The sequence below is a fragment of the Salinicoccus sp. Marseille-QA3875 genome (assembly GCF_054950095.1).
The window spans coordinates 1,594,065-1,607,741 of record NZ_CM143103.1 but is presented as its reverse complement, the minus strand read 5'-3'; the positions used below and the strand labels follow the sequence as shown (position 1 = coordinate 1,607,741).

Sequence of the window (13,677 nt, the reverse complement as noted above, 5' to 3'; positions counted from 1 at the left end):
CGAATACTTCAGTATCCGGGACAGTATCCGCCGATCGTCGATGACTGTCCTCCTCGTCAGCAGCATCGCTGCTCAGGCGCTATTCCGATTTTAGTTCTCTGACCTCCTAAAAGTAACGTTTCCATTTTAATAAAAAAAAGCCCTCATTACAATATTTTTTTGAATGAGGGTATACGAATCTCTTATTTGATTGTTTTGGATTATAAGCCCATTTCCGCTTCCACAACTTCAGCGATAACAGAACTGTACTCATCAGCGAGTTCGATCGTTTCTGCTTCCACCATTACCCTGACTAGAGGCTCGGTACCTGAAGCACGGACAAGGATGCGCCCGTTTCCATCCATTTCGGCTTCAATTTCAGAGATTTTTGCAGCAACTTTTTCATTATTGATCACGTTGTGCTTGTCAGTCACTTTTACATTGACCAGTCGCTGAGGGAAAGTTTCCACTTGACTGGCGAGCTCCCCTAAAGTCTTACCTGATTTTTTGACGATGGCTGCCAGATGAACGCCTGATAATAAGCCATCACCAGTCGTGTTATAGTTCATCATGATGATATGGCCGGATTGTTCTCCACCCAGGCTGTAGCCGTGTTTTCTCATCTCTTCAACAACATAACGGTCTCCGACTTTGGTCTTGTCGCTTTTCAGTCCATGTTCTTTCAGCGCTTTATAAAAGCCAAGGTTGCTCATTACCGTTGATACGACCATGTCATCTTTCAATTCGTCATTTTCTTTTAAATGCTGCGCAATGATGAACATGATTTTATCACCATCAACGATGTTTCCATTTTCATCCACCGCGATCAGACGGTCTCCGTCCCCATCGAATGCAAGGCCGAGGTCACATTTCTCCTCCTGGACCAGCTCCACCAATTTCTCAGGGTGTGTCGAACCGACACCATCATTAATATTTGTTCCATCTGGATTTGTACCTACCGTTACCGTATCTGCTTCCAGGTCTCCAAATAGATATGGTGCAAGTTTATGTGTAGAACCATGCGCACCATCCAGACCTATCTTCAGGCCTTCAAGATCTCCTTCAACAGTAGATTTCAAGTAGCTTACATACTTTTGGCCGCCCTCAAAGTAATCTGATATATTTCCCAAGTTTATACCTGTAGGTCTTGGCAGATCATCTGTTTCACTATCCAGCATCTCTTCGATTTCGGCTTCCTGGGCATCTGTCAGTTTAAACCCGTCTGACCCAAAGAATTTAATACCATTATCACTCACCGGGTTATGAGATGCTGAAATCATTACGCCGACATCCGCTTCGATTTCTTTTGCCAGATAAGCAACACCTGGAGTGGAAATGACTCCAAGTCTCATTACTTCTGCACCGATTGAAAGCAGTCCGGCAACAAGTGCCGACTCAAGCATCTCTCCAGAAATACGAGTATCACGTCCTACTAAAAAAGTAGGCTTATTGTTGTTTTCACCTGCTAAAATATATCCGCCAAAACGCCCTAATTTAAATGCCAGTTCGGGTGTTAATTCTGTGTTAGCTACACCTCTTACTCCATCTGTTCCAAAATATTTACCCATGAGTTACTCCTTTAGTCATTTTCTTCTATAGTCAAATCGGCTTCTAAAACAGCCGGTTCCGTTTTAGTTACACTTTCCGGTAAGTCCAATTCTACGTCCTGTGTCGTTGAACTGTCGAGATCATCCACATCAATTTCAACGTCCACTGAGTCGATTCCACTCAATGTTTCTTCACTGCCGAACACTTCTACATTTTCATAGTTCAGTTCTACATCAACGAGTTCATGGTCACTATCCACCATGCCGGAAACAGTATAGTTCACAGGCACGGTTTTACTTAACTCACTGACGTCTATCTCCACCCTGACATTGGATGGTTCCGTCCTTACATCCAGCCGATTGAATTGGAAGTCAAAGACCCCAATATCTGCCTCCTCAGCCCGGTCGTCTGTAATACGGGTGTTGTCACTGAGAGTCGCACGAACATATTGTATCCGGTTGATTTCATTTTCTCCACCGTAGACGGTAACCGTATCCGGTTCAACCGTCACTGTTTCCAGTTGATGATTCGGTCCTACACGGCTTCCATTCACTTCAGCCTGCACTGTAAAAGTCTGCGAGACCAGATCCTGAATGTTTACCGTAGCCGTTTCCGGAACCACTTCTGCACTTACATTTTCAGGCAGTTCATCAATAGTAAAATGAACTTCGTGTTCTCCTGTGCTCCTGTTCCTCAGATCAAGCTGAACATTAAAATCTCTTGTTGTCTGCAGCCTGACGACGTTCGAAGTGTTCCCAGACAGTTGAACATTGACCTGATTCGGTACACCACTGACATAGTAGTCATCTTCATCATAAAGAATATCAACAGGCATTCCTTGTATCAGTTCGGTTTCATCTAGTTCTCCTTCCTCATTGAAAGGATTGATATTTTCAAAAACATTATTCACTGATAAAAACATGAACAGCGCGAGTAATAAAGCAACAAATCTCAATCCCCACTTACTTTCGAGCAAAGAGACCGCCTCCTTCCTTGATTGCAGGCAGGATACTCCAATGCTTCTTCAATAACTCATCCAGTTCTTCCAAAGTAATCTCTTTATCCAGTTTGCCCCCATATGTAACTGAAATATTACCCGTCTCTTCAGATACAACGACCGTAAATGCATCGGTGACTTCTGAAATGCCGACTGCTGCACGGTGTCTCGTCCCCAGGTTTTTAGCGATTTTACTGCTGTCTGAAAGCGGCAGATAGCTGGCAGCGGAATTGATTTTATCCCCTGTCACTATCATGGCTCCGTCATGAAGAGGCGTATTCGGTATGAAAATGTTGATCAGAAGTTCAGATGATATATTCGCATCGACCGTTATACCTGTTTCCGTATACTCTTTCAGACCAGTTTCCTTTTCAAATACAATCAATGCACCGATGCGCCTTTTAGTCATATATCTGATAGATTTGACAACCGCTTCCCTCAGCTTCTCATAATCAGCCCCGGCAGTGCTTGAAGTGGTACGGAAAAGACTCCCCCGTCCGAGCTGCTCAAGTGCACGGCGCAACTCCGGCTGAAATATAACGATGATGGCAAGGAAACCCCACTCCAAAACTGTATCAAACAATTCGGTCGTTGTCGTTAAATCAAATGCATTACTGATTCCCCGTCCAATTAATATGAAGAAAATACCTTTTATTAATTGAATGGCTTTTGTTCCCCTCATCACGGTGATTAGTAAGTAAAAAACGTACCAAACAATTATTAGATCTATGACACTGGTAATAATCGTCGTGGTCGTTATATTCTCTAAAATATTAGTGGTATTCACTCATCCGGTCCTTTCCGATGAATTATAACGTACCGATCCTATCCTCCAATTCCCGGTAGATATTGTCCATTAAAGGATCTGCTTGCAATTCATCTGTATTTTTATGGTACCCCTTAAATAATTTAACCGCTTCTTTTATCCGATCTTTTTTATACAGGTTAAAGCATTTCAAAAGCCTCATCCGACCGCTGTCTGTCATGTTTACAAGGCTGTTCAGCAATTCAAATTCCTCCAGCTGTACAGCAACCTTTGAAAATAGATACAGATACTCTTCCTGCTTATAAAGGACCTGCATGCCTTCTTTAAGATAAGTAAATTCATCCAGTAATCTTCTGCATGTAAAATACTGTTCTTTTTTATAATAACATTCTATTATTTCAAATAATAATTTCAGCCTGCCTAATTTCAAATCACTCATTTGAAAGACGAGGAAATATGTCTCTTCCAATATATCCAAAGACTGCGTGATACGACCCTCTTCAATCAAACAGCCGGATTTCAGCAGTACTGCATCGATATAAAATTGATTGACAACATTGTTTGATAAACTTGATATCGCTTCCTCAGTGTGAAAATTCATCTTTTCGTTCTCATCCATATGCCTGTAGTATTTTGCGTAAAGCAGATGGAGCCTGCCTTTATCAGCAGCGGATATTTCGTCAGTCTTGTCATACTCTTTACTGATCAACCCTTTAATTGTAGTGAAGTCGTCATGTTCAACTTTATATTCATGGTAAACAATTTCACGAAACACTTCTACATCATTATATCTGAAATTCGAAGTTTCTGACATTAAATCGTTTAAAGAACAGTTGAGCCGTTCACTCAATTTAATCAGAACATTTGTTGACGGCTGGACACTCCCTTTTTCAATAAGACTTAAATATGTCCGGGATATGATGCCTTCAGCCAATTCTTCCTGGGTCAAATTATTTCTATGTCTCGATTCTTTAATCCTCTGCCCGACCATCAATTGTGCCCCTTTCCTGTGCACTTCATATTATGTAACCATTTATTTGACAACTTATTTACTCTTAATCATACTATAAATACATATATAAGGGGGTTCCAAATGAAAAAATTATTGGTTATAAATGACTTATATCAGTTAAAAAGTGTCAGCGATCCTTTTAGAATCGAGTTGCTCACCTTATTGAGCGAACACCCAAAAACCGGTCAGATGCTGGCTGATGAATTAGGGATTCCCAGAGCCAAAATACATTACCATTTGAATGAATTACTTAAAAACGATATTATCCATGTCGTAAAAACTGTCGAGAAAAACAGCATAATACAAAAATTTTATGAACCTGTAGCTGAAAAAGTAGTACCAAATATAAACCTGCTCCAATATAGGCAGGAAGAGAAAAAGAAGGATAAGATGTCCTATCATTTGAAAATAAAAGAGAAACAGCTGCCGCAATTCAGGAAGGATTTAAGAAAATTCGTCAAAGAACAGTCTACTAAAAAAGAAAGTGATAAAGTTTTGGATTATAAAATTCAAATATTGCCCTATGAAGAACAATAAAACGTGGTTGAGCGCAAACTAACCACGTTTTTTTATTTCATTTTAATTATTTTTGTTTTTTGCCGAAAAAGGCGGATGCAATCGATACAGCTTTTACTGCCGTTTTATTTTTATCATCCAGCAATGGATTCACTTCAACAAGATCCATTGATGTAATCTTTTGTGAATCATGCAGTTGAGTCATTGCAAACAACGTTTCAGATAAGCTTAATCCGCCGTCTACAGGTGTGCCTGTGCCCGGTGTTTCCGTCGGATCCAGCGCGTCCACATCAAGTGAAAGGTGGATGCCATCCGTTTTATTCTGCAAGTATTCCAATGATTCCTGCATAACTGCTGATATACCTTTTTCTTTAATGTCAGTCATAGTAAAAGTGAGGATATCATTTTCACTGATATATTCCTTCTCACCTTCATCAAGGTCGCGCATACCTATAAGCACAATATTTTCAGGCTTAACTTTCGGTCCTTCCTTATAAAGGTTTACAAGCTTCTCATCACCTACACCGCAGGAAATTGCCAAAGGCATTCCATGTATGTTCCCTGAAGGCGATGTATGGCTGTTATTCAGATCACCATGAGCATCGTACCATATTACTCCTAAATTTTCGTAGTGCCGGCTGATACCTGCCAGACTGCCTATCGCCAGTGAATGGTCGCCTCCAAGAATCAGTGGAAAAGCACCCTGCTCTACAGATTCATCTACCGATGATGCAAGTTTTTCATTGAAGTCTACAACCTGATTATAGTTCTTCAACGTATTTGCATCACCATGCGAGTGTTGTGCGACATTGACTTTCATATCACTATGTATATTTCCTTTATCATTAACTTCTATATTAAGTTTCTCAATTTCATTGACTAAATTTGCATAACGAAGCGCATCAGGACCCAGATCGACACCCAGTCTCGGTTGTCCGAAGGTAGTTGCCGCTCCTATAATATCAACTTTGTACATATAATACTCCCCTTTTTTTAATACTATACATACATGATATAAAAAATGTTGTGTTTATGCAACGACTAATAAATATAAATGAATGCATAAAAAAAGACACTTAACTGAATAAGTGTCCTGATGAGCCATAGAGGACTCGAACCTCTGACCCTTTGATTAAAAGTCAAATGCTCTACCACCTGAGCTAATGGCTCTAATTGGCTGGGCTGAAAGGATTCGAACCTTTGCATGACGAGACCAAAACCCGTTGCCTTACCGCTTGGCTACAGCCCAATATTAGATAGATATGGAGAGAGGCAGATTCGAACTGCCGAACCCGAAGGAGCGGATTTACAGTCCGCCGCGTTTAGCCACTTCGCTACCTCTCCGTGGTGGAGAATGACGGGTTCGAACCGCCGACCCTCTGCTTGTAAGGCAGATGCTCTCCCAGCTGAGCTAATTCTCCAATAATGACCCGTACGGGACTCGAACCCGTGTTACCGCCGTGAAAGGGCGGTGTCTTAACCGCTTGACCAACGGGCCAGAAATAAAAAATCAATGAACATAAAAATGGCTCCACAGGTAGGATTCGAACCTACGACCGATCGGTTAACAGCCGATAGCTCTACCACTGAGCTACTGTGGAATCATAAAATAAAAAAAATTGCCTGGCAGCGTCCTACTCTGACGGGACGAATGTCCAACTACCATCGGCGCTGGAGAGCTTAACGACTGTGTTCGGCATGGGAACAGGTGTGGCCTCTCCGCCATCACTACCAGACAATGTTGACTGTCGAATACATCAAATGTAATCTCAGTCCTTTGGATGTTCGACTGAATCGAACGAATGTGACGATGTCACACTCAAAACCGGATAGAAGCAAACAGACACAAGTGTAAAAACCCTTTACACGGTACAAATCTTTGAATAAGTCGTCGATCGATTAGTATTCGTCCGCTGAGTATGTTGCCATACGTACACGCCGAACCTATCTACCTCATCATCTCTGAGGGATCTATTGGGGAAATCTCATCTTGAGGGGGGCTTCATGCTTAGATGCTTTCAGCACTTATCCCGTCCATACATAGCTACCCAGCAATGCCGTTGGCACGACAACTGGTACACCAGGGGTATGTCCATCCCGGTCCTCTCGTACTAAGGACAGCGCCTCTCAAATTTCCTACGCCCACGACGGATAGGGACCGAACTGTCTCACGACGTTCTGAACCCAGCTCGCGTGCCGCTTTAATGGGCGAACAGCCCAACCCTTGGGACCGACTACAGCCCCAGGATGCGACGAGCCGACATCGAGGTGCCAAACCTCCCCGTCGATGTGAACTCTTGGGGGAGATAAGCCTGTTATCCCCGGGGTAGCTTTTATCCGTTGAGCGATGGCCCTTCCATGCGGAACCACCGGATCACTAAGTCCGTCTTTCGACCCTGCTCGACTTGTTGGTCTCGCAGTCAAGCTCCCTTATGCCTTTACACTCTGTGAATGATTTCCAACCATTCTGAGGGAACCTTTGAGCGCCTCCGTTACTCTTTAGGAGGCGACCGCCCCAGTCAAACTGTCCACCTGACACTGTCTCCCGCCCGGATCACGGGCGTGGGTTAGAATATCAACATCACCAGGGTGGTATCCCACCGGCGCCTCCATGTATACTGGCGTACACACTTCACAGGCTCCCACCTATTCTGTACGGGGGATGTCAAGATTCAATATCAGGATACAGTAAAGCTCCACGGGGTCTTTCCGTCCTGTCGCGGGTAACCTGCATCTTCACAGGTAATATGATTTCACCGAGCCTCTCGTTGAGACAGTGCCCAAATCGTTGCGCCTTTCGTGCGGGTCAGAACTTACCTGACAAGGAATTTCGCTACCTTAGGACCGTTATAGTTACGGCCGCCGTTTACTGGGGCTTCAATTTGCACCTTCGTTCCGAAGAACTAAGCGCGCCTCTTAACCTTCCAGCACCGGGCAGGCGTCAGCCCCTATACGTCACCTTTCGGTTTGGCAGAGACCTGTGTTTTTGATAAACAGTCGCTTGGGCCTATTCACTGCGGCTCATATCTCTATGAGCACCCCTTCTCCCGAAGTTACGGGGTCATTTTGCCGAGTTCCTTAACGAGAGTTCGCTCGCTCACCTTAGAATTCTCTTCCCAACTACCTGTGTCGGTTTACGGTACGGGCGGTATATATCTTGCTAGCAGCTTTTCTTGGCAGTGTGAATCAACAGCTTCGCCTACTAAATTTCGGCTCCCCGTCACAACTCACGGTTACACAGGGCGGATTTGCCTACCCTGACCACTCGTTGCTTGGACATGCACTTCCATCGGCATGCCTGACCATCCTCCTGCGTCACCACATCACTCGAACAATATACACCGGTACAGGAATGTCTACCTGTCATCCATCGCCTACGCGTCTTCGCCTCGGCTTAGGTCCCGACTAACCCAGAGCGGACGAGCCTTCCTCTGGAAACCTTAGTCATTCGGTGGACGGGATTCCCACCCGTCTTTCGCTACTCACACCGGCATTCTCACTTCTAAGCGCTCCACATGTCCTCACGATCATGCTTCGCTGCACTTAGAACGCTCTCCTACCATCAATAAATTGATCCACAGTTTCGGTAATATGTTTAGCCCCGGTACATTTTCGGCGCAGCGTCACTTGACTAGTGAGCTATTACGCACTCTTTAAATGATGGCTGCTTCTAAGCCAACATCCTAGTTGTCTGTGCAACGCCACATCCTTTTCCACTTAACATATATTTGGGGACCTTAACTGGTGGTCTGGGCTGTTGCCCTCTCGACAATGGACCTTATCACCCACTGTCTGACTCCCATGAAGCGCATCTATGGCATTCGGAGTTTGTCTGAATTCGGTAACCCGGGATGGGCCCCTCGTCCAAACAGTGCTCTACCTCCACGATGCTCTCATGAGGCTATACCTAAATATATTTCGGAGAGAACCAGCTATCTCCAGGTTCGATTGGAATTTCACCGCTACCCACACCTCATCCGGTCACTTTTCAACGTAAGTCGGTTCGGCCCTCCATCCAGTGTTACCTGGACTTCAGCCTGGACATGGGTAGATCACCTGGTTTCGGGTCTACGACGATATACTATGGCGCCCTGTTCAGACTCGCTTTCGCTGCGGCTCCACATTCACTGCTTAACCTTGCATATCATCGTAAGTCGCCGGTTCATTCTACAAAAGGCACGCCATCACCCATTAACGGGCTCTGACTACTTGTAAGCACACGGTTTCAGGTTCTATTTCACTCCCCTTCCGGGGTGCTTTTCACCTTTCCCTCACGGTACTGGTTCACTATCGGTCACTAAGAAGTATTTAGCCTTGGGAGATGGTCCTCCCGGATTCCGACGGAATTTCTCGTGTTCCGCCGTACTCAGGATACACCTAGGGCCGACAACGTTTTCGCCTACGGGACTGTTACCCCCTTCGGTTCATCTTTCCAGATGATTCGACTAACATTGACTTTCCACATTGGTGTCCTACAACCCCAGCCGAAGCTGGTTTGGGCTCTTCCCGTTTCGCTCGCCGCTACTCAGGGAATCGTGTTTACTTTCTCTTCCTCCGGGTACTAAGATGTTTCAGTTCCCCGGGTCTACCTCCAAATGCGCTATGTATTCACGCATTGGTAACGTCCATAAGACGCTGGGTTCCCCCATTCGGACATCTTCGATTCACAGCTTACTTACAGCTCCTCGAAGCATTTCGGTGTTGGTTCCGTCCTTCATCGGCTCTTAGTGCCAAGGCATCCACCGTGCGCTCTTCATCACTTAATCGTAATGAATTTGTGAGTGTACTAATTAAAGTACATCGCGTGTATCTTGAACTCTTTGTTCTCGGTTTTCTACGCTTGTTTTGATTTCGGTTAAAATCATTTGTTTTGTTTGCTTCTCTATCCGGTTTTCAATGTACATCTTTAATATGAATGCCTCTCCAATGAGAAAACATTCAAAACTGAATACAATATGTCAAACGTCAATCCCGTTCCTGTAATTATCCTTAGAAAGGAGGTGATCCAGCCGCACCTTCCGATACGGCTACCTTGTTACGACTTCACCCCAATCATCAATCCCACCTTCGACGGCTGCCTCCATAAAGGTTGGCCCACCGGCTTCAGGTGTTACTGACTTTCGTGGTGTGACGGGCGGTGTGTACAAGACCCGGGAACGTATTCACCGTGGCATGCTGATCCACGATTACTAGCGATTCCAGCTTCATGGAGTCGAGTTGCAGACTCCAATCCGAACTGAGAACAGTTTTATGGGATTCGCTTGGCCTTGCGGCGTCGCTGCCCTTTGTAACCTGTCCATTGTAGCACGTGTGTAGCCCAAATCATAAGGGGCATGATGATTTGACGTCATCCCCACCTTCCTCCGGTTTGTCACCGGCAGTCAACTTAGAGTGCCCAACTGAATGCTGGCAACTAAGTTTAAGGGTTGCGCTCGTTGCGGGACTTAACCCAACATCTCACGACACGAGCTGACGACAACCATGCACCACCTGTCACTCTGCCCCGAAGGGAAACCATATCTCTATGGCTGTCAGAGGATGTCAAGATTTGGTAAGGTTCTTCGCGTTGCTTCGAATTAAACCACATGCTCCACCGCTTGTGCGGGTCCCCGTCAATTCCTTTGAGTTTCAACCTTGCGGTCGTACTCCCCAGGCGGAGTGCTTAATGCGTTTGCTGCAGCACTAAGGGGCGGAAACCCCCTAACACTTAGCACTCATCGTTTACGGCGTGGACTACCAGGGTATCTAATCCTGTTTGATCCCCACGCTTTCGCACATCAGCGTCAGTTACAGACCAGAGAGCCGCCTTCGCCACTGGTGTTCCTCCATATCTCTGCGCATTTCACCGCTACACATGGAATTCCACTCTCCTCTTCTGCACTCAAGTTCCCCAGTTTCCAATGACCCTCCCCGGTTGAGCCGGGGGCTTTCACATCAGACTTAAGAAACCGCCTACGCGCGCTTTACGCCCAATAATTCCGGATAACGCTTGCCACCTACGTATTACCGCGGCTGCTGGCACGTAGTTAGCCGTGGCTTTCTGGTTAAGTACCGTCACACACATGGCAGTTACTCCATGTGTCATTCTTCCTTAACAACAGAGTTTTACGAGCCGAAACCCTTCTTCACTCACGCGGCGTTGCTCCGTCAGACTTGCGTCCATTGCGGAAGATTCCCTACTGCTGCCTCCCGTAGGAGTCTGGGCCGTGTCTCAGTCCCAGTGTGGCCGATCACCCTCTCAGGTCGGCTACGCATCGTCGCCTTGGTGAGCCACTATCTCACCAACTAGCTAATGCGCCGCAGGCCCATCCATCAACGGCACCAAAAGCGCCTTTCAACTTTAAGACTTGTGTCTCAAAGGTTCATCCGGTATTAGCCACGGTTTCCCGTGGTTATCCCAGTCTGATGGGTAGGTTGCCTACGTGTTACTCACCCGTCCGCCGCTCGATTGATTGGAGCAAGCTCCAATCGCTCGCGCTCGACTTGCATGTATTAGGCACGCCGCCAGCGTTCATCCTGAGCCAGGATCAAACTCTCCATAAATGGAAAGCTCATCTTGAGCTCTTCGATACTTTAGTATCATCTGTTTGCGTGTTTGATTGTTCGCCTCAATTTGTGTTCCTATTCAATAGGAACTTTATCGGAATTAAACGTTGACATATTGTCATTCAGTTTTCAATGTTCTCGTTTGGTGTTGCTTTAATATCTTATCACAGCTCAGAAATCTTTGCAATGATAATTTAATATAAGTTTAACAAAATTAATATTTGTTAATTTAGCTTTACGTTTTTTCGCTCCTGTTCAAAGCGACTACGTAAGAATATCAAGTTTTGAATTCAACGTCAACACATTTCACGCATCTTTTATTGTAGTTTTACCAATATCCCGTCTTTCACATCAAACTATATATAAAAGCCGTATAAAACCACGGTTTATGGCTTCATACGACTTTACATTGAATTATTATTCACTGCTGTTTAATTGTTTTTTTGCTTGACGCTGCCTCTTTTACGTTCTTTCGCTGTTTTACGTTTATTATCCTTGATGCTTTTCTTCTTTTGTTTAGCCAGCCGGTCCTGTTCAGCTTTCTCATCCCGCTCTTTCCTGAGTTTCTTGCGCTTCTCTTCATTGATATCACTCTTCGTGATTCTGCCCCGCTCCTTCTTTTCTCTTTCAGAAGCTGCTATATAATCCGGCAGTTTAATCAATTGGTAGGCATTCATCACTAAAATCGCAAAGACAGATCTGAAAATCCAGGAAGTATCTTCAACAACTACGAAAGGAATCATTGTAACAGCTGTGATGAAAATCATGAAGAACAATGAAGGTATGAAGACATTTGCATCTTTAACCTGCTTATTCTTATAACGTGCCACAACTATACCGACCACTATCATCAATATTGGAATCCACATGAATCCCCAAACAAAGCCTTCTTCCACCCCAACTTCATAAAATCGGAAATAGAACAAATCGAAAATGGCATACATTATAAGAAGTAATTGAATATATGGCCAGAAACGCTTAAATATTCCCAATCCTAAAGGGTGTATAAAAAGATAGATGAAAAATGCTACCTGACTGATTGTCGCTATCAGTAAGCCGAATGTGATAAACCAAACCAGGCCCGCCAAAAATTCTCCAATGTTGCCGGTGAATAAATAACTTGTCACATTCTCATACTCTAACAACAGGCTGATGACAGTAGATATAACTGTACCAATAAGTAAAGTAGTAAAATAAAACTTAACTAAATATTTTGATGTCATAAAGCTTTCTCCTACTATTCTTTACTTTGTGCAATGATACTATTGGCAATCTCTGTGTAGATTTCACTGATTTTATCATCTTTGTATATAGATGGCGCAAAATCATCATGGTCCCACTTTGGCTGACCAAGCGGTACTTGTCCTAATAATGGCACTTCAAGGTCTGCAGCAAGTTTCTCTCCGCCGCCTGTACCGAATACATATTCCTTCTGTCCGCTCACTTCACTTTCAAAGTAGCTCATGTTTTCAATGACACCAATAATTTCATGATCTGTGTGCAATGCCATAGAGCCGGCACGTGCTGCAACAAATGCCGCAGTCGGATGTGGTGTTGTTACAATAATTTCTTTACTGTGAGGCAACATCTGATGGACATCCAATGCAACGTCGCCGGTACCCGGCGGCAAGTCCAGAATCAAATAGTCCAATTCTCCCCACTCTACTTCATTGAAGAAACTCGTCAGCATTTTACCCAGCATCGGTCCGCGCCAGATTACCGGCGTATTCTCTTCTACGAAAAATGCCATCGATATCACCTGGACACCGTAGCGTTCTACCGGAATGATCTTTTCACCTTCAACAGCAGGCTTATCTACAATTCCCATCATATCAGGCACGCTGAAACCATAAATGTCCGCATCGATAATACCAACTTTTTTACCAGCTTTCGCCAATGATACAGCCAGGTTGACCGACACTGTTGATTTACCAACGCCGCCTTTACCTGAAGCTACTGATATAAACTCAGTTTTTCCTTCACTGAATTTGCTTTCGATTGGAGATGCTTCGTTGCCTCTATGCTCATTGATCAGGTCATCTTCCAATTCTTCAAAACGGATGCCGACTGTAGCAAAACCATTTTCTTTTAATAAATCAACAACTTTCATTTGTAAATCCAGTTGTTCCTGTCCGCCTAAACGTCCTATGGCAAGTTTTACACTGACGTGTTCTTTCTCTTCTTTGATCTTAATTTCCACGATACCTTCAGTTTCTTTCAAAGGTACGTTTAAAACCGGGTCATTAATATCGCCTAGAAGTTCTTCTACTTCTTTATTTGATAACATCGTTTTTCTCCTTTATCTACAAAATT

8 protein-coding genes, 6 tRNA genes and 3 rRNA genes are annotated in these 13,677 nt (G+C 44.4%); 1 reads left to right on the top strand and 16 read right to left on the bottom strand.

Annotation, left to right across the window (positions count from 1 at the left end):
- Window positions 1-200: 200 nt before the first annotated feature.
- The 4 genes from glmM to ACY8DT_RS08235 are packed head-to-tail and all read right to left on the bottom strand — an operon-like array spanning window position 201 to window position 4,281.
- Window positions 201-1,547 (bottom strand): phosphoglucosamine mutase, encoded by a 1,347-nt coding sequence (glmM, locus tag ACY8DT_RS08250; RefSeq protein WP_462419831.1) that lies wholly within the window; start codon window positions 1,545-1,547, stop codon window positions 201-203.
- Between the two features lie 11 nt (window positions 1,548-1,558).
- Complete coding sequence (locus tag ACY8DT_RS08245; protein ID WP_462419830.1) at window positions 1,559-2,503, bottom strand: CdaR family protein; 945 nt, start codon at window positions 2,501-2,503, stop codon at window positions 1,559-1,561.
- Window positions 2,490-3,311 (bottom strand): diadenylate cyclase CdaA, encoded by an 822-nt coding sequence (gene cdaA, locus ACY8DT_RS08240; protein WP_462419829.1) that lies wholly within the window; start codon window positions 3,309-3,311, stop codon window positions 2,490-2,492. Before cdaA ends, ACY8DT_RS08245 begins: the two co-directional genes overlap by 14 nt.
- Window positions 3,312-3,333: 22 nt before the next feature.
- Complete coding sequence (locus tag ACY8DT_RS08235) at window positions 3,334-4,281, bottom strand: helix-turn-helix domain-containing protein (RefSeq protein ID WP_462419828.1); 948 nt, start codon at window positions 4,279-4,281, stop codon at window positions 3,334-3,336.
- A gap of 102 nt (window positions 4,282-4,383) precedes the next feature.
- Between ACY8DT_RS08235 and ACY8DT_RS08230 the strand changes: the two genes are divergently transcribed.
- Complete coding sequence (locus ACY8DT_RS08230; protein WP_462419827.1) at window positions 4,384-4,839, top strand: ArsR/SmtB family transcription factor; 456 nt, start codon at window positions 4,384-4,386, stop codon at window positions 4,837-4,839.
- A 46-nt stretch (window positions 4,840-4,885) separates the two neighbouring features.
- On the opposite strand, the gene rocF is transcribed toward ACY8DT_RS08230, so the two are convergent.
- The 12 genes from rocF to salA form a co-directional block, all read right to left on the bottom strand.
- Window positions 4,886-5,794 (bottom strand): arginase, encoded by a 909-nt coding sequence (rocF, locus tag ACY8DT_RS08225; RefSeq protein ID WP_462419826.1) that lies wholly within the window; start codon window positions 5,792-5,794, stop codon window positions 4,886-4,888.
- A 121-nt stretch (window positions 5,795-5,915) separates the two neighbouring features.
- Window positions 5,916-5,988 (bottom strand) — tRNA-Lys (locus tag ACY8DT_RS08220).
- Window positions 5,989-5,992: 4 nt separating this feature from the next.
- Window positions 5,993-6,067, bottom strand: a tRNA-Gln gene (locus ACY8DT_RS08215).
- Window positions 6,068-6,081: 14 nt separating this feature from the next.
- Window positions 6,082-6,162 (bottom strand) — tRNA-Tyr (locus tag ACY8DT_RS08210).
- A 1-nt stretch (window position 6,163) separates the two neighbouring features.
- A tRNA-Val gene (locus ACY8DT_RS08205) sits at window positions 6,164-6,239 on the bottom strand.
- A 5-nt stretch (window positions 6,240-6,244) separates the two neighbouring features.
- A tRNA-Glu gene (locus ACY8DT_RS08200) sits at window positions 6,245-6,316 on the bottom strand.
- 28 nt (window positions 6,317-6,344) lie between these two features.
- A tRNA-Asn gene (locus tag ACY8DT_RS08195) sits at window positions 6,345-6,419 on the bottom strand.
- Window positions 6,420-6,439: 20 nt separating this feature from the next.
- Window positions 6,440-6,554: ribosomal RNA gene (rrf, locus tag ACY8DT_RS08190) — 5S ribosomal RNA — on the bottom strand.
- Between the two features lie 143 nt (window positions 6,555-6,697).
- Window positions 6,698-9,584, bottom strand: a 23S ribosomal RNA gene (locus ACY8DT_RS08185).
- Between the two features lie 227 nt (window positions 9,585-9,811).
- Window positions 9,812-11,361, bottom strand: a 16S ribosomal RNA gene (locus ACY8DT_RS08180).
- The 16S, 23S and 5S rRNA genes sit together here with 6 tRNA genes alongside, the layout of an rRNA operon.
- A 434-nt stretch (window positions 11,362-11,795) precedes the next feature.
- Window positions 11,796-12,587 carry a KinB-signaling pathway activation protein gene (locus ACY8DT_RS08175; protein WP_462419825.1) on the bottom strand — a complete coding sequence of 264 codons (792 nt, stop codon included), beginning with the start codon at window positions 12,585-12,587 and terminating at the stop codon, window positions 11,796-11,798.
- 14 nt (window positions 12,588-12,601) lie between these two features.
- Window positions 12,602-13,651 (bottom strand): iron-sulfur carrier protein/transcriptional regulator SalA, encoded by a 1,050-nt coding sequence (gene salA, locus ACY8DT_RS08170; protein ID WP_462419824.1) that lies wholly within the window; start codon window positions 13,649-13,651, stop codon window positions 12,602-12,604.
- Window positions 13,652-13,677: the final 26 nt, after the last annotated feature.

Excerpts from the sequence above, each read along its gene's own strand:
- rocF (WP_462419826.1), bottom strand. The coding sequence starts at position 5,794 with ATGTACAAAGTTGATATTATAGGAGCGGCAACTACCTTCGGACAACCG.
- ACY8DT_RS08230 (WP_462419827.1), top strand. The coding sequence starts at position 4,384 with ATGAAAAAATTATTGGTTATAAATGACTTATATCAGTTAAAAAGTGTC.
- ACY8DT_RS08235 (WP_462419828.1), bottom strand. The coding sequence starts at position 4,281 with ATGGTCGGGCAGAGGATTAAAGAATCGAGACATAGAAATAATTTGACC.
- glmM (WP_462419831.1), bottom strand. The coding sequence starts at position 1,547 with ATGGGTAAATATTTTGGAACAGATGGAGTAAGAGGTGTAGCTAACACA.
- salA (WP_462419824.1), bottom strand. The coding sequence starts at position 13,651 with ATGTTATCAAATAAAGAAGTAGAAGAACTTCTAGGCGATATTAATGAC.
- ACY8DT_RS08175 (WP_462419825.1), bottom strand. The coding sequence starts at position 12,587 with ATGACATCAAAATATTTAGTTAAGTTTTATTTTACTACTTTACTTATT.